Origin of the sequence: Streptomyces colonosanans, assembly GCF_001866645.1 — a bacterium.
Taxonomy (GTDB): domain Bacteria; phylum Actinomycetota; class Actinomycetes; order Streptomycetales; family Streptomycetaceae; genus Streptomyces; species Streptomyces colonosanans.
On sequence record NZ_MLYP01000047.1, the window covers coordinates 1 to 20050 of the forward strand.

The 20050-nt window shown below is 71.1% G+C and carries 16 protein-coding genes; 4 read left to right on the top strand and 12 right to left on the bottom strand.

Going from position 1 to position 20050, the window contains the following annotated elements:
- Positions 1-274: 274 nt before the first annotated feature.
- Positions 275-1282: a stage II sporulation protein M gene (locus tag BIV24_RS18410; protein WP_071367438.1), complete on the bottom strand. Its 1008-nt coding sequence runs from the start codon at positions 1280-1282 to the stop codon at positions 275-277.
- A 131-nt stretch (positions 1283-1413) separates the two neighbouring features.
- Between BIV24_RS18410 and BIV24_RS18415 the strand changes: the two genes are divergently transcribed.
- Complete coding sequence (locus BIV24_RS18415) at positions 1414-2436, top strand: RDD family protein (RefSeq protein WP_071367439.1); 1023 nt, start codon at positions 1414-1416, stop codon at positions 2434-2436.
- 18 nt (positions 2437-2454) lie between these two features.
- Here the strand turns inward: BIV24_RS18415 and BIV24_RS18420 are convergent, their stop codons facing one another.
- The 8 genes from BIV24_RS18420 to BIV24_RS18450 form a co-directional block, all read right to left on the bottom strand.
- Positions 2455-3069 carry a hypothetical protein gene (locus BIV24_RS18420; RefSeq protein ID WP_071367440.1) on the bottom strand — a complete coding sequence of 205 codons (615 nt, stop codon included), beginning with the start codon at positions 3067-3069 and terminating at the stop codon, positions 2455-2457.
- A 201-nt stretch (positions 3070-3270) separates the two neighbouring features.
- Positions 3271-4728, bottom strand: coding sequence for an adenosylhomocysteinase (gene ahcY / locus BIV24_RS18425; protein WP_071367441.1), 1458 nt, complete (start codon positions 4726-4728; stop codon positions 3271-3273).
- A gap of 381 nt (positions 4729-5109) precedes the next feature.
- Positions 5110-6084, bottom strand: coding sequence for a cation diffusion facilitator family transporter (locus BIV24_RS18430; RefSeq protein WP_071367442.1), 975 nt, complete (start codon positions 6082-6084; stop codon positions 5110-5112).
- Positions 6085-6240: 156 nt separating this feature from the next.
- On the bottom strand, positions 6241-7392 hold the full coding sequence (gene manA / locus BIV24_RS18435) for a mannose-6-phosphate isomerase, class I (protein WP_071367443.1): 1152 nt from the start codon (positions 7390-7392) through the stop codon (positions 6241-6243).
- A gap of 62 nt (positions 7393-7454) precedes the next feature.
- A complete protein-coding gene (locus tag BIV24_RS18440) occupies positions 7455-8582 on the bottom strand; it encodes an SIS domain-containing protein (protein ID WP_071367444.1) in 1128 nt (375 codons plus the stop codon).
- Positions 8583-8608: 26 nt separating this feature from the next.
- Positions 8609-8779 carry a Trm112 family protein gene (locus tag BIV24_RS32100; protein ID WP_079168357.1) on the bottom strand — a complete coding sequence of 57 codons (171 nt, stop codon included), beginning with the start codon at positions 8777-8779 and terminating at the stop codon, positions 8609-8611.
- A 177-nt stretch (positions 8780-8956) separates the two neighbouring features.
- Complete coding sequence (locus BIV24_RS18445) at positions 8957-10372, bottom strand: phosphomannomutase/phosphoglucomutase (protein ID WP_071367445.1); 1416 nt, start codon at positions 10370-10372, stop codon at positions 8957-8959.
- Between the two features lie 315 nt (positions 10373-10687).
- Complete coding sequence (locus BIV24_RS18450) at positions 10688-11062, bottom strand: DUF3499 domain-containing protein (RefSeq protein ID WP_071367446.1); 375 nt, start codon at positions 11060-11062, stop codon at positions 10688-10690.
- Positions 11063-11448: 386 nt separating this feature from the next.
- Here BIV24_RS18450 and BIV24_RS18455 point away from each other — a divergent pair, with 386 nt between their 5' ends.
- On the top strand, positions 11449-11904 hold the full coding sequence (locus BIV24_RS18455) for a metallopeptidase family protein (RefSeq protein ID WP_071367469.1): 456 nt from the start codon (positions 11449-11451) through the stop codon (positions 11902-11904).
- Positions 11905-11982: 78 nt separating this feature from the next.
- On the opposite strand, the gene BIV24_RS18460 is transcribed toward BIV24_RS18455, so the two are convergent.
- From BIV24_RS18460 to BIV24_RS18470, 3 genes are all read right to left on the bottom strand, one after another.
- Entirely contained in the window at positions 11983-13506 is a 1524-nt protein-coding gene (locus tag BIV24_RS18460; RefSeq protein WP_071367447.1) for a DUF5719 family protein, read from the bottom strand.
- The gene (locus BIV24_RS18465; RefSeq protein ID WP_079168358.1) at positions 13503-17138 is read right to left on the bottom strand and encodes a glycosyltransferase family 2 protein; all 3636 of its coding nucleotides are present in this window, start codon (positions 17136-17138) and stop codon (positions 13503-13505) included. The genes BIV24_RS18460 and BIV24_RS18465 overlap by 4 nt, the downstream gene beginning before the upstream one ends.
- Before the next feature lie 255 nt (positions 17139-17393).
- Positions 17394-17657 carry a WhiB family transcriptional regulator gene (locus tag BIV24_RS18470; RefSeq protein WP_010986447.1) on the bottom strand — a complete coding sequence of 88 codons (264 nt, stop codon included), beginning with the start codon at positions 17655-17657 and terminating at the stop codon, positions 17394-17396.
- A 695-nt stretch (positions 17658-18352) separates the two neighbouring features.
- On the opposite strand from BIV24_RS18470, the gene BIV24_RS18480 reads away from it, so the two are divergent.
- Together BIV24_RS18480 and cofD are read left to right on the top strand one after the other, a co-directional pair.
- Positions 18353-18931 carry a cysteine dioxygenase gene (locus tag BIV24_RS18480; protein WP_071367449.1) on the top strand — a complete coding sequence of 193 codons (579 nt, stop codon included), beginning with the start codon at positions 18353-18355 and terminating at the stop codon, positions 18929-18931.
- Between the two features lie 96 nt (positions 18932-19027).
- Positions 19028-19987 carry a 2-phospho-L-lactate transferase gene (gene cofD, locus BIV24_RS18485; protein ID WP_071367450.1) on the top strand — a complete coding sequence of 320 codons (960 nt, stop codon included), beginning with the start codon at positions 19028-19030 and terminating at the stop codon, positions 19985-19987.
- Positions 19988-20050: the final 63 nt, after the last annotated feature.

The following is a 20050-nucleotide window of genomic DNA, read 5'->3' on the forward strand; positions in this document are numbered from 1 at the left end:
TTCCCGCTCTCGCGTTTCCCTTTCCGGCGGATCCGACTTTATCAGAGGTTTTGGGGCCGATTGACCGGCGTCCATTTCTGAATTGTCGGGGGCTTCTCGGAATCAAGGTTCCGAAAGCGACTAGATACTCACTGTTACCGGTGGACTGGTCCACCTCTAGGCAACTGTTCGAATCTACCTCCCCACTCGAACCGTGTCAACGGCTCCCGTGGGGCGAGAAGGAGACTAGCAGGTCAACGCCGGGAAACGCACATCTGACGAGGCCGTTCGCGCGTCAGGCCGCCGTGGGAAGTGTGGCGCTGCGTTCCGCCGTCTCCACGTCGCCGCTGTCACCAGCCCGCGCCGCACGTCCGCCCAGGACATAGACGTACGTGAGGAAGGCCAGCTCAGCGATGACGCCGACGCTCATCCGAGCCCAGGTCGGCAGGCCGGACGGGGTCACGAAGCCCTCGATGGCGCCCGAGACGAACAGGACCAAGGCGAGGCCGATCGCCATGCCCAGCGCGGCTCGGCCCTCCTCGGCCAGGGCGGTGCGGCGGGGACGGGGGCCGGGGTCGATCAGGGTCCAGCCGAGTCGAAGCCCTGTGCCGGCGGCCACGAAGACCGCCGTGAGTTCGAGAAGACCGTGCGGAAGGACCAGGCCCAGGAAGGTGTCGAGGCGGCCCGCCGACGACATCAGACCGATGCCCACCGCCAGGTTGAGCATGTTGGTGAAGAGGACCAGGAGGACCGGAAGGCCCAGGAAGACACCGAAGACCAGGCACATCGCCGCGGCCTTGGCGTTGTTCGTCCACACCTGGGCGGCGAAGGCAGCGGCGGGGTGGCTGGAGTAGTACGTCTCGTACTCGCCGCCGGGGCGGGTCAGGTCGCGCAGTTCGCCGGGCGCCGCGATTGAGGACTGAACCTCCGGGTGGGTACCGATCCACCACCCGAGGAGTGCTGCCACCAGCGTGGAGAGCACCGCGGTGGTGATCCACCAGCGGCGCGAGCGGTAGACCGCGGCGGGGAATCCGTGCGTGAGGAACCGGGTGACGTCGCGCCACGAGGCGCGATGGGTACCTGTCACGGCACCACGCGCGCGTGCCACCAGTTGGCTGAGGCGGCCTGTGAGCTGGGGGTCCGGCGCGCTGGACTGGATCACGGAGAGATGTGTGGCGGTGCGTTGGTAGAGGGCGACCAGTTCGTCCGCCTCGGCTCCGGTCAGGCGGCGCTGGCGGCGCAACAGGGCTTCGAGGCGGTCCCACTTGGCGCGGTGGGCGGACACGAACACGTCGAGGTCCATGGGATGAGCTGCTCCTCGCCCTCTCGTCCTGCTCGTCCTGTATGTCAGCTTGTCGTACTGCCGTGACGCGATGCGCTCACAGCTTGGCAGACTGGCGGTTCTCGGGGTGGGCCAGGGGAAGGACAGCGGGTGTGAGTGAGCTAGTGACGGGTGAGGCGGTAGCGCTGGAAGTGCGCCCCGCGAAGCTGCCGAGCCGGGCGCTGGCCGTGTTGCTCGACCTGGTGGTGACCATGGCCGCCTACGTCATCGTGGTGATCATCCTGGTGGCGTCCACGTCCGGGCTGGACGACGCCGCGCAGACGGCGGTGTCGATCGCGGCCTTCGTCCTCGTGCTGGTGGGTGGGCCGATCGCGGTGGAGACACTCAGCCACGGTCGTTCGCTGGGCAAGCTGGCCTGCGGGCTGCGCGTGGTGCGGGACGACGGGGGGCCCATCCGCTTCCGGCACGCACTGGTCCGGGGCGCGATCGGGGCGGTCGAGATCCTGGCGACCTTCGGGGTCGTCGCCTGCATCGCCTCGCTGGTGTCCGCGCGGGGCCGACGGCTCGGTGACGTGTTCGCCGGAACACTGGTCGTACGGGAACGGGTGCCCGCGGGGCGTACCGGCTTCGTGCCCCCGCCACCGCCCTGGCTGTCCGGGCGGTTCTCCGAACTCGACCTTTCGGCGGTTCCGGACGGGTTGTGGCTGGCGATCCGGCAGTACCTGACGCGGATGCAGCAGCTGGATCCGCAGGTCGGCTGGACGATGGCGGAGCGTCTTGCCTCCGACCTGGCGGCGTGTACGGGGGCGCCGGCGCCGCACGGGGTGCCACCGGCCGCGTATCTGGCGGCCGTGGTGCAGGAGCGACAGGCGCGGGAGGCACGACGGGAATTCGGCCGCCGGGGTCAGGGGGAGAACGCGGGGGTACGCCCGCACGCCGGCCTCGTCGGATACGGGCCCCCACCGATGCAGCAGACCCCCGTCGCAGCGGCCGAGGCCGGTCCGTGGTCGGCCCCGGGCTCGAGCGTCCCGAGCCCGTCCGGACCGCCCGTTCAGCCGGAGACGTACGCGCAGCCCTGGGCGTCGGCGCCCGTCGCACCGCGGAGCCAGCAGCCCGCGGCGCCGCAGGCCGGTTCCTCGGACCAGGCCGCCACTGGGTTCGTGCCGCCTGCCTGACCTCTTCCCGGACTGCCGTCAGGTGAACGCCGACGGCGGTGACTCCAGGTGCTCCAGCTCGATGCCGGGCGCGGCCAGTACCACGTCGCCGGCGATGTGGACGGTGTGCCGCTCCCCGGTATCCAGGGCTGTGACCTGGTATTCGTCCACGATCAGGGGGGCGTTGTCAGTGGTGTGTGCTTCGCTTGTGATCAAGGCCCAGGACTGGTCCACGGTGAGGGGGGCGAGGACCGGATCCGTGAAGGAGACGAGGCGTACGCGTGTCGCGGAGGAAGAGGGGGTGAGGCGCAGCAGGCGAGCGGTGGCGACGAGGAACGCCGGGGACGTGCCGGTGAAGGCGTGAGCGCGGACATTGCCTTCGGTGGCGTGCGTTCCGGTGGGGTCGGTACGGACCCAGGTGACACCGTCGAGGGCGGCGCCCCGCACCTGCCAGCCTGCGGAGTGGAGTTCGAGGCGGATGGGACGGCCGAGTTCGTCGAGGGCGAGGTCGACGGAGCCGGCGTGGTCCCCGGTGGGGGTGGTCAGCCGGGAGACGTAGCGCCAGCCGGAAGGACCGGGCGCGCACTGGAAGTGTTCTTCGGCGAGGAGGGTGTGATCGTGCAGGTCGTGAAGCGAATAGCGGCCGCGGGGCATGGTGGTCCTGGATCGTGACGGGCGGGTCCGGCCGGTCCGCCTGGCCCGGCCAAAGGGGCAGGCCCCCGGCACGGGGGTGCGGGGGCCTGCCTCGGAACCTGTTGCCGAGGGGCACGTCCGGGTACGGGCGTGCTCACCACGTGGTGCGCGAGGCGCTCGCGTGAAGCCTGCGGCGTACGCGCGCCCCGGCGCCACAGGTGATCAGTAGCGGTAGTGGTCCGGCTTGTACGGGCCGTCGACGTCGACGCCGATGTACGCCGCCTGCTCGGGGCGGAGCTTGGTGAGCTTCACGCCGAGCGCGTCCAGGTGGAGGCGGGCGACCTTCTCGTCAAGGTGCTTGGGCAGCGTGTACACGCCGGTCGGGTACGCGTCGGGCTTGGTGAACAGCTCGATCTGGGCCAGCGTCTGGTCCGCGAAGGAGTTGGACATCACGAACGACGGGTGACCGGTGGCGTTGCCCAGGTTCAGCAGGCGGCCCTCGGACAGGACGATGATCTTCTTGCCGTCGGGGAAGGTCCAGGTGTGGACCTGCGGCTTGACCTCGTCCTTGACGATGCCGGGGATCTTCGCGAGGCCGGCCATGTCGATCTCGTTGTCGAAGTGGCCGATGTTGCCGACGATGGCCTGGTGCTTCATCTTGGCCATGTCGGCGGCCATGATGATGTCCTTGTTGCCGGTCGTGGTGACGAAGATGTCGGCCTGGTCGATGACCTCGTCGAGGGTCGTGACCTGGTAACCGTCCATGGCCGCCTGCAGCGCGCAGATCGGGTCGATCTCCGTCACGATCACGCGGGCGCCCTGGCCGCGCAGCGATTCCGCGCAGCCCTTGCCGACGTCGCCGTAGCCGCATACGACAGCGGTCTTGCCACCGATCAGGACGTCGGTGGCGCGGTTGATGCCGTCGACCAGGGAGTGGCGGCAGCCGTACTTGTTGTCGAACTTCGACTTGGTGACGGCGTCGTTGACGTTGATCGCCGGGAACAGAAGGGAGCCCTCGCGCTGCATCTCGTACAGGCGGTGGACGCCGGTCGTGGTCTCCTCGGTCACACCGCGGATCTCGGAGGCCAGCTGGGTCCACTTCTGGGGGCTCTCGCCCAGGGTGCGGTGGAGCAGCTGGAGGATCACGCGGTGCTCGTCGGACTCGGCGGTCTCGATGGCCGGGACCTTGCCGTCCTTCTCGTACTCGACGCCCTTGTGGACGAGGAGGGTGGCGTCACCGCCGTCGTCCAGGATCATGTTCGGGCCGCCGGTGGCAGCGTCCGGCCAGGTCAGCGCCTGCTCCGTGCACCACCAGTACTCCTCGAGCGTCTCGCCCTTCCAAGCGAAGACGGGAACGCCCTGGGGGTTGTCGGGGGTGCCGTTCGGGCCGACGGCGATGGCGGCGGCCGCGTGGTCCTGGGTGGAGAAGATGTTGCAGGAGGCCCAGCGGACCTGCGCGCCCAGGGCCACCAGGGTCTCGATCAGCACAGCGGTCTGGACGGTCATGTGCAGGGAGCCGGTGATGCGGGCGCCGGCCAGGGGCTGTGCCTCGGCGTACTCCTCGCGGATCGCCATCAGACCGGGCATCTCGTGCTCGGCGAGGGTGATCTCCTTGCGGCCGAACTCGGCCAGGGAGAGGTCGGCGACCTTGAAGTCCTGTCGCTTGTCGACAGTCGTCATTACGAGCTGCTCCTCGGGGGTCGGGTCGAGGTGGATAGGGCTGGTCTGCGCGACGACGGACACAGGGTGCCCGGCAAAGGACACACAGGCATGTCCACGTGCGCGCAGCGCAGTCCGTCGGAGGCCCTCTCTCCCTCGGCCGGCCCGTGCGGGGCCGCCCGACCGCCATCAGCAGCGACGTCTGGCTCCGTCCAAGCTACACCGGACGACCCCGCGCTCCCCAGTCCGCGTTTCAGGACGCCCGGCTGCTTCCGGCCTTTTCCGGCCGGGTCTTCGCGACATCGGCAGCACCGGGCTCGGCTTCGCGATCGGTGCACGGGCCCGTACCGCGACGGACGACTTCGCCGGTGTCGCCGCGGCCCGGGCAGGCATAGGGGGTGGTCAGTGGGCGGCTGGGGACGGTCCCCCGGGCGTCGCCTCACGGTCCGGGCCCTTGGCCGCCGCCTCCTCGCTGTAGATGTCCGGTTCCAGGTAGATCACGCGGGCTATCGGGACGGCGGCGCGGATGCGGGCCTCGGCGGCGTCGATGGCGTTCGCGACCTCGGTGGCGGTGTCGTCGTGCTGGACGGCGATCTTGGCGGCGACCAGCAGTTCCTCGGGGCCGAGGTGGAGCGTGCGCATGTGGATGACCCGGGTGACCGTGTCACCGTCGACGATCGCGGCCTCGATCTTTTTGACCTCCTCGACGCCTGCGGCCTCGCCGAGGAGCAGGGACTTGGTCTCGGCGGCGAGGACGAGGGCGATCAGGACGAGCAGGACGCCGATGCAGAGGGTGCCGATGCCGTCCCAGACGCCGTCACCGGTGAGCAGCGCAAGACCCACGCCGCCGAGCGCGAGAACCAGACCGATGAGCGCGCCGAAGTCCTCCAGGAGGACGACCGGCAGTTCGGGCGCTTTGGCGCGGCGGATGAACTGCGCCCAGGAGAGCTTGCCGCGCAGTTCGTTGGACTCCTTGATGGCCGTTCGGAACGAGAAGCCCTCGGCGATCACCGCGAAGAGGAGCACGCCCACCGGCCAGTACCAGTGCTCCAGTGCGTGCGGGTGCCGGATCTTCTCGTAGCCCTCGTAGATCGCGAACATGCCACCGACCGAGAACAGGACGATCGAGACGAGGAAGGCGTATATGTAGCGCTCACGGCCATAGCCGAAGGGGTGCTGCGGAGTCGCCTCACGCTGGGCCCGCTTGCCGCCGATCAGCAGCAGGAACTGGTTGCCGGAGTCGGCCAGCGAGTGGACGCCCTCGGCGAGCATCGACGAGGAGCCGCTGAAGGCGAACGCCACGAACTTCGATGCCGCGATGGCGAGGTTGGCGCCCAGTGCCGCCACGATCGCTTTGGTGCCGCCTGACGCGCTCATGTGTTCGTGTTGTCCCTTCGTAGCCGTCCCACTTGGGACCCTTGTGAGTGCGTATGCCGTCCCGGGCTTTGCCCGCCCTTTGCCGGTGGGTCATTGTTGCAGCCCGGGCCGACGGCGGTATGCGGACCGGCGCAGCGACTGGGTGCGGCTTGGGCGTCAGACGACGACCGTGGCCCGGAAGACCGTGCCGGCCCCGGACACCTCGGCCTTCTCGTCGGCCGGTACGAAGACCGACTCGCCGGGGGTGAGGTCGTGTTCTCCCGCTCGTACGGAACCAGCCGTGCACAGCAGGATCTGCGGGGTCGCGCACGTGAGGTCGTGCGGGGCTGTGCCCTCCGGCAGGACGTACCGGGACAGGCGGAACTCGTCGATGGGGGTCTCGTAGACCGCCTCGCCCGAGGGCGAGGCCTCCGGACGCAGCACGCCGGGGTCGTTCGCCTCGAAGCGGACGACGCGCAGCAGCTCGGGGACGTCGACGTGCTTGGGGGTCAGGCCGCAGCGCAGGACGTTGTCGGAGTTGGCCATGATCTCGACGCCGAGGCCGTCGAGGTAGGCGTGGGGGACGCCGGCGCCGAGGAACAACGCCTCGCCGGGGTGCAGCTGGACGTGGTTGAGCAGCATGGCGGCGATCACGCCGGGGTCGCCGGGGTAGTGGTGGGCGATGTCGGCGTACGGGGCGTAGGCGCCGCCCAGACGGACGCAGGCGGCCGCGACCTCGGTGACCGTGTGGGCCGTCTCTTCGGGGTCGGCGGTCAGCACGGCGGTGAGGACCTCGCGCAGCGCGGCGTCCTCGGGGTGTGCGTGCAGCAGGTCGACGTAGGGCTTGAGGGAGTCGACGTCGAGGCCGGCAAGCAGGTCGGCGGCTTCTGCGGCGGTACGGAAGCCGCACAGGCCGTCGAACTCGGTGAGAGCGCAGATCAGCTCGGGCTTGTGGTTGGCGTCCCTGTAATTGCGGTGGGGTGCATCGATGGGGATGCCGCGGGACTGCTCGTCCTCGTAGCCCTCCCTGGCCTGCTCCAGGTTGGGGTGCACCTGGAGGGAGAGCGGGGCCCCGGCGGCGAGGATCTTCAGCAGGAACGGCAACCGGGGGCCGAACCTGGCCACCGTCCGGCTCCCGAGCTCGCGTTCCGGTGCTTCGTGGATCACCTCGTCGAGCGGACCGCGCGCGGTGCGCGAGGGCGCTCCGGGATGGGCCCCCATCCACATCTCCGCCTGCGGCTCACCGGTCGGCTCCACGCCGAGGAGCCGCGGGATGGCGGTCGTCGAACCCCAGGCATAAGGGCGGATGGCGTTGTCGAGGCGGTCCATGGGTGTCTTTTCTCCCTACGTACGCCGCTCGGCGGATGCTGATCGGAAGGCGTGAGCCAAGATCAGGCCCCCGAAGCGAGCGCCACGTAAACGGCGGCGAAATCCGTGATGGCGATCAGCTCCGCGAGGGTCTCGAGGTCGTCCCCTTCCTCGGGTTCGAGTTCGCTGATCGCCGTGTCGTGACCGAGGGCCAGTTCGCGGGCAGCGGGAGCCGCGCTGAGGCCACTGATCGGGCGGTCGCGCAGGAGCACCACGCGCGCGTGGAGGGCTTGTGCCTCCTCGACTCGGTCACGGAAGAAGTCGTCGGGGTCGGCGCCCGCGGCGAGTGCACCGGAGAGCAGGACGCTGTGCGCGACCAGCGCCTCGGGCAGTTGCGCGGTGAGTGCGGGGCGGCCGGCCAGTTCCGCGAGCGCGGCGGCGAAGCGGCGGCCGGCCGGCGCAGCGGAGACGCCCTCCGTCCAGATCACCGGAAGGGCCTCAGCCAGCTCGGCGGCGAGGTTCTTGGCGGGATTGCCGTAGGTCGCAATGGCCGGACCGCAGCGCTCTGCGACGTGGTCGAGGCGGTCGGCGACCTTCGCCAGCGCGTCGGACGGCGCGGAGAGCAGCCCGGTGCGGTCGAGGAGGACGAGCAGCGGCGTGAGCAGGGCCCACAGGACGCCGGGCGCGGACGCGGCCAGGGGCTCCTCCTGCTCGTACGGGGCGGTCGCCATCGGGACGAACAGGCCGTGGGAACCGGCCACCGCGTCCATGATCGGGGAGCGGGCGGGGGCCACGGCCACGACCGTGCAGCCACGCCGGTAGGCCTGGTCGACCAGGATCGACAGGCCGGGCTCGGTGCCGTCGGGTGTGGCGATCAGCAGGAGGTCGACGGGGCCGGCCCAGCCGGGCAGCTCCCAGCGCAGGGCGCCTGCAGCAGGAGCGACGCCTGTGGGATCGATCCGGAGGACCGGGCAGGCGGCGCCGGCGAGGGTGCCAAGCAGTTCGGCGACGCCCGCGGAGGCGGTGCCGGGGCCCGCGATGAGGACGGCGCGGGGACGCCCGTCGGGCTTCAGGTCGTTGATTCCCGCCTCGGCGGCGTGCCGCACGGCGGTACGGACCCGGGCACCCGCCTCGGCGGCACCGCGGAGCAGTGCGCGGCGGTCGGCGCGCGCGAGGGCATCGGGGTCGTCGAGCAGCGATTCGTCGAGCATGGGCGGCAGCCTCCGATCGCCGGGCGTTACGCGGGGCGGCGGGCCTCGTCGACGAGCAGGACCGGGATGCCGTCCCGTACGGGGTAGGCGAGGCCGCAGTCCTGGCCGGTGCAGACCAGCTCGTTCCCCTCCTCCTCGAGGGGGGAGTGGCACGCCGGGCAGGCGAGGATCTCCAGAAGGCCGGCTTCGAGCGGCATGAAAGGTCCCTTCGGGGCTGGTGCGCTTGGCCTGGTCAGCGTACCGCTGTGGGGGCTGTCGCGGGGTTCGGGCGGGATCCGGCTCCCCCTCCCGTGGAGGGGGAGCCGGCGGCGATCGGGGGAAACGGCGGGAACGGGCTCGTCCCCGCGCGGCCGGGTCGCGTGGGCGGCGGAACGTCAGCCCCGGATGATCTCCAGAGCCTCGTCCCTGATCTTCGCCATCGTGGCCTCGTCCTTGGCTTCCGCGTTCAGCCGGAGCAGCGGTTCCGTGTTGGACGGACGGACGTTGAACCACCAGTCGGTCGTCGAGACGGTCAGGCCGTCCAGCTCGTCGGTCTCGACGCCCTCGCGCCCCTCGAACGCCGCCTTGAGCGCGACGAGTCGGCCCTGCTGGTCGTCGACCGTGGAGTTGATCTCGCCGGAGCCCACATAGCGGTCGTACTCGGCGACCAGCTGCGACAGCGGGCCCTCCTGGCCACCGAGGGCCGCCAGGACGTGGAGCGCGGCCAGCATGCCCGTGTCGGCGTTCCAGAAGTCCTTGAAGTAGTAGTGCGCGGAGTGTTCGCCGCCGAAGATCGCGCCTGTGCGTGCCATCTCGGCCTTGATGAAGGAGTGGCCTACGCGGGTGCGCGCCGGCGTACCGCCGTTCTCCCTCACGACCTCGGGAACCGACCAGGACGTGATCAGGTTGTGGATGATCACGCCCTTGCCGCCGTGCCTGGCCAGCTCACGCGCAGCGACCAGGGCCGTGATCGCGGAGGGCGAGACCGGATCGCCGTTCTCGTCGACGACGAAGCAGCGGTCGGCGTCGCCGTCGAAGGCGATACCGATGTCGGCACGCTCCTTACGCACACGCTCCTGCAGGTCGACGATGTTCTTCGGGTCGAGCGGGTTCGCCTCGTGGTTCGGGAACGTGCCGTCCAGCTCGAAGTACATCGGGACCAGGTCGATCGGCAGCCCGGCAAAAACGGTCGGCACGGTGTGTCCGCCCATGCCGTTGCCTGCGTCGACGACGGCCTTCAGATGAGAAGGGCGCGAAGCGCCTTCCTCGGAAGGGCGGTGGCGGGAGGCGGGCGGGCGGATGGAGGTCAGATCGACCAGGGAGCGCAGGTGCGCCGCGTAGTCCTCCAGCGTGTCGCGCTGTGTGATCGTTCCGGGGGTCTGCGCCGGCCCGGGCACGCCGGATTCCGTCCATCGCTCGACGAGTGCGCGGATCTCGGCGAGCCCGGTGTCCTGGCCGACCGGGGCGGCGCCCGCACGGCACATCTTGATGCCGTTGTACTCGGCCGGGTTGTGCGAGGCGGTGAACATCGCGCCTGGCAGGTCGAACGCGCCCGACGCGTAGTACAGCTGGTCCGTCGAGCACAGGCCGATCTCGATGACGTCGACGCCGTGTGCCGCCGCCCCGCGGGCGAAGGCGCGCGACAGACCGGGGGACGAAGGCCGCATGTCGTGGCCGGTCACGATCGTCTGCGCGCCGGTCACTTCGGCGAAGGCCACCCCGAAGAGCTCGGCGAGTGACTCGTCCCACTGGTCCGGGACCACTCCGCGTACGTCGTACGCTTTCACGATCTGCGACAGATCAGCAGCCACGACCAACCCTCCTGAAGTCTCAACGATGGCCCCAAACTACCTGCTGGAACCTGTGTCCTACGGACATCCCCGGCGTCGGAGGGGCAGTTCCAACGCAGTTCATACCGGAGTCCGGAGGGCAGAGGGGTTCCGGCGAGGTACGACGGCCGCGCCACCGCGGCGAGTGGATCGAGGCACCCGACCCGTCAAAGAGGCGCTGGACGCAGCGAGTTGGACGAAGACGAATCCGGCGGCTGTCCGCACTTGTCGCGGTCCGCGCACGCTGACCGTCCTGGTGCCGCTCGCAGGGGCGGTTCAACCGCCGGGCGCCGACTCTCAGTTGTCGGGCGAGCGCAGTACCCGCAGATGGCCGCGGCGTGCAACCTCCATCGGGTCCGCGGTGCGGCCGCTGCCGCCGCTCTCGGCCGTACGCTGCTGCGGACGGGCCGCCTCGCGCACCGCGTTCGCCAGCGCCTCCAGGTCGTCACCGCTGGGGCGGGCCGGGGCCGAGCCGTCCAGCAGTCGGACGACTTCCCAGCCGCGCGGGGCCGTCAGTCGTTCCGAATGCTCGGCGCACAGGTCGTAGCAGTGGGGTTCGGCGTAGGTGGCGAGCGGGCCGAGGACCGCGGTCGAGTCGGCGTAGACGTACGTCAGCGTCGCGACGGCGGGTCGGCCGCAAGCGGTGCGCGAACAGCGACGTACAGGGCTCACGACGTTGGACGGTACCGCACTCTTGAGCGGGCCGCGACGACTCTCCCCCAGGTCACTCCACCGTGTCGTGCTGTGAGACGCCCCACACACACCTCCGGACCCACCTCATTGACCTGCACCGACAACACACGGAAAGGTCCCGAACAGGGTGGAACCGGTCACCACTTGGTGCAAATCTCGTCAATTTTCATGAGGCCGGCGGTGCCGGAGAGATATGGAATCGAGCCCAAGCGTGGCTGGAACGGTCATCCGGCGACATGCCGTACGGTCCCGGCACGCGCCCATGGGGACGCGCCGCGGGCGAGCCGGCCGGAGAGGGTGCGGCCCGGGAGGACACCGCGTGGGGCCGGGCGTGGCGCCCCGGCGAGGACTACGCTTCGTCAGTGATGGACAACCCCGTACCGCCACGCGCCGCCGCGCCCGGACCCCGCCGCCGTGACCGCCACGGCAGGGGCATGCGCGGTCCCGTCGCGCCGCCCCAGGTACCGCTCGCCGCGAGCCGCGCCGAGGCGTTCGCGGATCTGGTGCAGGACTCTGTGGACCGCCTGGAGCGGCGCTGGCCGCAGCTCTCCGAGATCGACTTCCTGGTCCTGGAGGTGCCGCGCCTGGACGGCACCGGCACCGGCGACGGCTGGGACGTGGACGTGGTGCCCCTGGGCGGCACGGTCCCGGCCCGCGAGGGCCGCCGCGCGCGTGTGGTCGTCTACCGCCGCCCGGTCGAGATCCGTACGAAGGGCCGCGACGAGCGTGCCGCGCTGGTCCACGAGGTGGTCGTGGAGCAGGTGGCGGAGCTGCTGGGGCTCACTCCGGAGACGGTGGACCCGCGCTACGGCGAGGACTGAGGCCGGGCCCGTCGCCGGCACTGCACGGGCCGGCCGGGAGCGAACAGGCAGGAGCCGGGGGCCTGAAGCCCCCGGCCGTCACTTCTTCAGCAGCACCGACAGGTCCTGGGCCGCGTGCGGTACCGCCACCATCCCCCGGTCGTCCGGGAGGGTCTGCACCGTGAACGCTGCCGCGCCCCCGATGGTCGCCTCCAGCGTGCGGGCCGCGTAGACGGGACCCCCGGAGACCATCTCGACGGTGAGCGCATAAGTGCCCTTGAGGCCGCTCGGCACGGGTGCGTCCACGTTCTGTGTCGTACCGGCCTTGATCGTGTACTCCTTCGTCGCCTCCGCGCCGCCCTCGCTGCCCGCGGACGCGGTGACCTTGACGGTGGCCGCGCCGCCCGGGGCGCTCAGGGCGAGCGTGGTGCCCTTGACGGTGTTCCCGGCGACCGACGCACGCGAGCCGACCGGTGCGGTGGCCGGGATGAACGCCGTCTCCTGCTTGTCGCCCTTGCCGCGCACCACCCGCAGGGCGGCGACCACGGGGACGTTGGGGCCGCTGGGCGTCAGTACGAGGGAGCCCGCCTCGCCGCGTGTGACGTCGCCGAGGTCGACGGCGGTGGTCATGCGGGACTTCACGTGCAGGTTCTCGTTCCCGGACGGGGTGAACTGTCCGGAGGGCGAGGCGAGGCGCACCGTGAGGTCGGCGTCCGCGTCGCCGGGCGCGAAAGCGATCAGGCGGACGTCCGTGGCGTCCTTGGGGACGCCGGGCAGTACCAAGGAGCCCGCGGGTTCGACGGAGGCGGCCAGCCAGTCGCCACCGGTCTTGTCGTCGAGGGCCTGGACGGCGGCGGCGACCCGGCCGCTGCGGACGCTCACATGGACCGTGAGGTCGGTCTCCTGCGCGTCGGTGAGCGTGGACAGCAGGATCGGCTCGCTGGAGTGCGGCTTGACGGTGATGCCCTCGCCGACCGTCGACTTGAGGTTGCCGTCCTTGCCGTACAGCTCGATGTCGACGACCGCGGCGGAGTCGTCCGGGTTGGTCAGGTGCACGTAATCGGTGCGGGAGCCGCTGGTGCTGGCGCCCGGGAGCCAGAACTCGGTGTCCGGAGCGGTGCAGTTGATGCCGAGCAGCCCCCGTCCGGTGCCCGCGGTGACCTGGGTGGTCTCCTGGACCGTCCAGCCGGGCGCGAACCGGCCGGTGGCGGTGCCGATCAGCGCGGGCGCGTCGGCGCCGGAGCTGTTCCCGGTGACCGGCGTGCCGGGCTCCTTGGGGGTCACGGTCGCCGCGTTCGCCTGTTTCTTGTGCGCGCCGCTCTTGCCGCCCTTTCCGGAGCCGGAGTCCGAGCCGCCCCCCGACTGCGCGGTCGCCGCGGCCAGTTCGGCCTTTCCGTCGGCGCTCGTGCCCTGTGCTACGGGCGTGAAGGAGCTGTACGAGGTCTCGGCAATGTCGGACGTGCTCGGCTCGGGGCACAGCAACCTGGTCCGCTCCACGGGCAGTTGGGCGGCCTTCTTCGTCGTGACGCTTCCGGACTCGTCCGAGGCGGTGAGCGCGGCGAATCCGGTGACGGCGGCGAGCGCGGTCGTACCGGCGATCAGGGACAGGGTCGTGCGGTTCACTGCTGGCTCCCGTCAAGGCGCTCACTGTCGGTGCCGTGCGCGGGGTCGTACGGCGCGGCGTAGCCCTGGGTGTACGTCTCGTCGTACGACGCCGTGGTCCCGTAGGCGTACGGGTCGTACTGGGCGCCCTGGTAGGGGTCGGCCTGGTACGGCTGCTGCTCGTACGTGCCCGGTGCGTACTGCTGGTCGTCCGGGTACTGCCCGCCGCTGTAGGTGCCGTACTCGGTGCCCGCATAGCCCGCGTCCCACTCGGCGTACGCGCGCTGCTGGGGGACGGCGGCGGGAGCCTCCTGCGGAGGAGGCGGGGTGTCTCCGTCCTGCGCGGCCCCGTCCGCCTCGGTCTCGGCCTGGGCGCGCAGACGGCGGGCGCGGCGGCCCTCGCCGGTGCTGTCCTGCGCGGGCGCAGACTGCTCCTCGGGGAGGTCGTCGTCGACGTCCCGGCGGCGGCCGGGCAGGGCGAGCACCACGAGGACGACGGCGAGCGCGCCCTGCGCCCACAGCCAGCCGGTGTGTCCGAACGACGTGTTGTAGGTGACGTCCAACCTGCCGCCGGAGGCGGGCAGTTCGAATCCCTGGGCCCAGCCGTCGACGACGGTGCGGGGGAGCGGCTTGCCGTCGAGGGTGGCGCTCCAGCCCGCGTCGGCGGTGTCGGCGATCCGCAGGACGCGGCCCGTCGCACCGGAGGGGATCTTGGTGTGGATCTCGACCGGGCCCGCCGCGACAGCCTCGGGCGCGGTGGAACCGGTGACGATCGCGGCGCGGGAGACCTCCCGGTTCACACGCCACAGGGCGCTGCCGTTCTGCTGACTGAGCCGGGTCAGACCGGGTGTGGCGTCCAGGACGCGGGCCACGTCACGGGGCGTGCCCTTGCGGACGAGGACGTAACGCACGGCGAAGCCGCCGAGTTCGTCGGTCTGGTCGGCGCCGGAGCCCGCCACGAGGTTGGCGACGACCTTGTCGAGGGTCTTGTTCTCGCCGTCCTGTGCGGCCAGTTCGCCGTCACCGAGGTGGGCACCGGAGCCGCGGACCAGGGTGTAGCCCACGCGCGCGGTGGAGTTGCCGTCCAGGACGAGGGTGCGGGCCTGGTCGCTGGTGCCGCTCTCCTCGGCGACGAACGCGGGCACCTGCACGGGGCTGCGGCGTTCCAGAGGACCGTCCGCGCCGCGGATCATCCATCCGGCGGCGATGAGGAGGGGCCCGGCCGCGGAGGCGAACGCGATGAGCGCGGCGACCGGCTGGCGCCAGCCGAAGTTCTGCTCGGCCACACGCGCACGTGCGCCGTCCGCGCCCATCGTGGCAGCGGCCAGAAGCGCGAGGCCGTAGACGAGGGTCGCGGGTCCCGCCCACGCGGAACCGTTGGACAAGGCCGCGAAGAAGAACGCCACCAGGGCGACCGCCCACGCCGTCCAGATGCCCGCCTGCCGCTCCGAGCGCATCAGAGCGGCCAGCGCGGCGAGGACGATGCCGATGAGCATCAGCCCACTGACGGTGCCGGGGCCGCCCGGGCTCGCGCCGAGCAGGTCGATGGCGGAGGCCGCGCCCCCGCCGTACTCGAGGCCCGCCTCCTTGAAGAAGCCGAACGGCAGCAGCGACAACGACCAGGGGGCGAGCACCAGCAGAGGGGTGCCCACCTGGGCGAGGAAGCGCGACCCGTACGCGACGATGTCGTTCCTGCGGACCGCGAGCAGTGCCAGGCCGAGGACCAGGGCGATCGGCCACACGATCGGGGTGAACGCGGTGGCGATCGTCAGCAGCAACGCGTACGCCCAGGTCGCGCGCCAGCTGCCGCGCGCGCCCGCCGCCTGGGCGAGCCCGCCGGCCGCGATACCCGCGCGCGCGATGAGCGGCAGCAGGATCGCGAGGACCGCGGTGCCGATGCGGCCGCCGGCGAGGGCGCCGGTGACGGCGGGCAGAAAGGCGTAGGCGACCGACGCCCAGGCGCGCAGCAGCCGTGACATGACGAGCGGACGCGAGGCGAAGTACGCGGTGAACCCGGCAAGCGGCACCGAGCAGACGAGCAGCACCGTGACCGCGAGACCGGTGGAGCCGAACAGAATGCTCGCAAGCAGTGCGACGAACGCCAGATAGGGCGGCGCGGAGTGAGTGCCTCCCGCGCCCACCGGATGCCACGCGTCGAGGTACCGCGACCACAGCTCGGAGGAGTGGGCGGGGGCGGGCAGCAGTGCGCCGCCCGCGAGCGCGCCGCCGCCGAGCAGGGCGCGGCAGGCGACGAGCGACACGGCCAGGAGAACGACGAAGAGCATCGGTCCGGGCCTGCGGGCGATGCGCTTGAGCCGGGCGAACTGTTCGATCTCCAGGAAGTCGGCGTCGTCGCCGCCGGGTCCGGACTCCAGGGCACCGCCATGCCGCCCGGCCGAGGATGCCTCGGAGTCCGATCGGCCCACCAGGTTGCTCGCGACCTGTTCGACGGTGGCCCGGATGGTCGCTCCGGGGGGCGGGAACAGCGGGCGCAGCTCGCCCTTGTCGACCTGCGGCCGGCCGCGGCGGCGCCGCCCGGCGAAGATCCTCTCGGGTCGCAGCAGCGTCCCCAGGAGACCACGGATCTCGTCGACCGCCTGCCCCGGGACCTTGCCGACGAGGTACGCGACCGTGCGCAGCAGGGTGCCGAGCACCAGGCGGAGCAGGATCCAGGGCAGCTGTGCCGTACGGGCGTTGACGAGGAGGGTGTAGATGGCACCCGCCTTGTCGACCTTGTGCGGGGAGGCCGCGGTGCGGCCCGCGCAGTCGACGGTGCGGCGCTCGCGGGAGGCCGCCTCGGCGTGCCGTACGACCGCTTCGGGAGCGATGAGCACGCGGTGTCCGGCGGCCTGGGCGCGCCAGCACAGGTCGACGTCGTCACGCATCAGGGGCAGGTTCCGGTCGAACCCGCCGAGCTGCTCGAAGACATCGCGCCTGATCAGCATGCCGGCGGTGGACACGGACAGCACCTGGCGGACGTGGTCGTGCTGGCCCTGGTCCTGTTCGCGGCGGTCCAGGCCGGTCCAGCGGCGGCCGGAGTTGGCGATGCTGACGCCGACCTCCAGCAGCTGCCGGCGGTCGTACCAGCCGCGGAGCTTGGGGCCGACGACCGCCACGTCGTCGCGGCCCAGCTCCAGTTCGGTGTCCACGACCCGTAGCAGCTGGGCCAGGGCGTCGGGTTCGGGGGCGCAGTCGTCGTGCAGGAGCCACAGCCACTGCACCGGCTCGCCGTACGGCAGCTCCGGCAGGTCGTAGGCCTCGTCCCGCCAGGTGCGGGTGGCGGGGTCCCAGCCGCTGGGGCGCTTGAGGTAGGGCAGCTCGTCCGGGGTCAGCAGGGCCGCGGTTCGGCCCACCTCCTCGACGGCCTGTCCGAAACCGGTCCGCCGGGCGAGGTGCAGGACCCGGTCGGCACCGAGCGCGTCGGTGAGCAGTTGGGCCGAGTCGTCCGCGCTGCCGGTGTCGGCCGCCACGGCATTCTGCACGGGGCGCTCCTGGTTGAGCAGCCCGGCGAGTGCGTCGGGCAACCAGCGGGCGCCGTCGTGGGCAACGAGCACGGCGGTGACCACATGGCGTGGAAACTCTGGAGGGCGGGTCGGGTCGAACGGCGTCGCGGCGGCGTCATGTTGGACCGCCGTATGGCTGTGCACGGACATCGAGGTACAGGCCCCGGTTCGCTGGACTGCGGTGGACGCCTGTGCCCAAAGGGGGCAGCGGGGCGTCTCGGACGGAGGCCCACACTAACGGCTGGACACGATCACGGCCCGCCGCCTGTGGACAACCCACCTGCGTCGGGCCGTTCGTTACGTAGGGGTGTGCACCTTTTCACCGGTCGCCGAACGGGCTGGTCACCCCGCATGCGCGCGACCGATCTACGACGTTCTGGGCGATGCTTTTCCGTCAACGGGGCGTCAGATGGCAGCCTTCTTCAGGCGGCGACGCTCGCGTTCGGACAGGCCGCCCCAGATACCGAACCGCTCGTCGTTGGCGAGCGCGTACTCGAGGCACTCCGAGCGGACTTCGCATGCGAGGCAGACCTTCTTGGCCTCGCGGGTGGAGCCGCCCTTCTCGGGGAAGAAGGACTCGGGGTCGGTCTGGGCGCACAGCGCGCGCTCCTGCCAGCCGAGCTCCTCGTCCGCGTCGTCGACCAGCAGTTGCTGCACCAGCTCGGTCATGTGCGCCCCTCGTCTGTCTTTCGCGTCCCCGTGATGTAGCCGTTACCGATTTCGGCTGAACGACACGAGTGAAATTACAAGTGTGCCGATCCGGGCCAGTCAAGCCGAGATCTGCTATTGAGCCCCTTATTCACCCTGGGGAACCAAAGCTTTGCGGAAAGTGTTCAAATCGACATAAACCCTGACACTCGATGGGGGTCAGGCGGGCCTCCGGCCCCTCACGGGGAAGGACGCCCAGATGTTCGGTCCCGTTCCGGCACACACCGCGAAGCGAACCGGATCACATTCGGATCACGAGATCGCAACGGGGATCGTGCGCCCGGTGGTGCGCCATGTGTCCCCGGCACCCCAGGGGCAAACCTTTCGTCTGCCAGATGAACCGGATGAGGTGAAACATCTCCCACATCCCGCACATCAAGTTGACAGTGAAGGTGTGAACCGCTCTCCTGGAGGGCATGCTCGCGAACTCGGCACCCACCTCGACCCGCACCGCCGGGTCCACTGGTGCTGCCCGCGCTCGCTGTAGCTGTTCCGGCTGTTGAGCCTTCTCCACCGCTCCGGCCGCTTCTGAGTCCACACGACTCGGCTGTTGTCCCCTCCGCCCGCATCAGGGCCCCCGCCACGCCCGTGACCCGGGCGGACGACACGCGACACCCAGCCCCCGCACTCTCCTGCCGAGGAACCACCGCACCCCCATGAACAGCGACAGCGACCTCCAGATCGCCGGCGACATCCTCGAAGTACCGCACCTGCTTCAGCCGCCGCGCGAGCACCCGGTCACGGTGGCCGAGTTCGCCGGCCTCGCCCGCTCCATCGCCGCCGACCGATCCCAGTGGGAGCACCTGGTGGGGTACGACGCGACTTCCCGCTGGTACCACCGGCTGCGCACCGTTCCCCAAGCTCTCGGCTCCGCTCGAGCAGGGGAGACCCCGATCGGCTACGAGGTGTGGCTGCTGTCCTGGCTCCCCGGGCAGGGCACCGGACGGCACGGCCACGGGCGCTCGTCCGGCGTACTGACCGTCCTGCACGGCGCACTGACGGAGCGCACGGAGCGCGGCACACGCGCGTGGGGTGCGGGGATGCAGCGGGTGTTCGCCCCGGGATACGTGCACGAGGTGGTGAACGACTCGCTGGAGCCGGCGGTGAGCCTGCACGTCTACTACCCGGGGCTGACCGAGATGCCGATGCTCCCCCACTCCTCGCTTCGTGCGACCGAGGGCACCCCCGTGGCCTGCACGGCCGAGCGCGGGTGGGCGGGCACAATCACCGCCTGAGACGCCACGCGGCGGCCGGCCGCCGCTTCAGGGCGGGACAACGGCCGGCCACAGCCTGCTCACGCGTTGTCGGCCCCGCCTGCAAGACTGGCTCTCATGCGCATTGTGGTTCTGGCAGGCGGCATCGGCGGTGCCCGGTTTCTTCGCGGTCTGAAGCGGGCCGCGCCCGACGCGGACATCACGGTCATCGGCAACACCGGCGACGACATCCACCTCTTCGGGCTGAGAGTCTGCCCGGACCTCGACACGGTGATGTACACGCTCGGTGGCGGCATCAACGAGGAGCAGGGCTGGGGCCGAGCCGACGAGACCTTCCACCTCAAGGAAGAACTCGCGGCGTACGGCGTCGGACCGGACTGGTTCGGGCTCGGCGACCGTGACTTCGCCACGCACATCGTGCGGACACAGATGCTGGGCGCGGGCTATCCGCTCAGCGCGGTCACCGAGGCCCTGTGCGACCGCTGGAAGCCGGGGGTCCGGCTCATCCCCATGTCGGACGACCGCGTCGAGACGCATGTCGCCGTCGAGGTGGAGGGCGAACGCAGGGCGATCCATTTCCAGGAGTACTGGGTGCGGCTGCGGGCCGGTGTCCCGGCCGAGGCAGTCGTGCCGGTGGGTGCCGAGCAGGCGAAGCCGGCGCCGGGCGTCCTGGAGGCGATCGCCGAGGCGGACGTCGTGCTCTTCCCGCCGTCCAATCCGGTGGTGTCCGTCGGCACGATCCTCGCGGTGCCCGGTATCCGGGAGGCCATCGCAGAGGCCGGAGTGCCCGTCGTAGGCCTCTCCCCCATCGTCGGCGACGCGCCCGTGCGCGGGATGGCCGACAAGGTGCTCGCGGCGGTCGGCGTGGAGTCGACGGCCGCGGCGGTCGCCGAGCACTACGGCTCGGGGCTGCTGGACGGCTGGCTCGTCGACTCGGTGGACGCGGCGGCCGTGGAGCGTGTCGAGGCGGCGGGCATCCGCTGCCGCGCGGTGCCGCTGATGATGACGGATCTGGAGGCGACCGCACAGATGGCCCGTGAGGCGCTGGCGCTGGCGGAGGAGGTGCGGGGGGCTTGAGCGGGCTTTCCGAACACAAGACGGCGGGCGACGGGCCGGCCCGGATCGAGACAACCGGCGGCG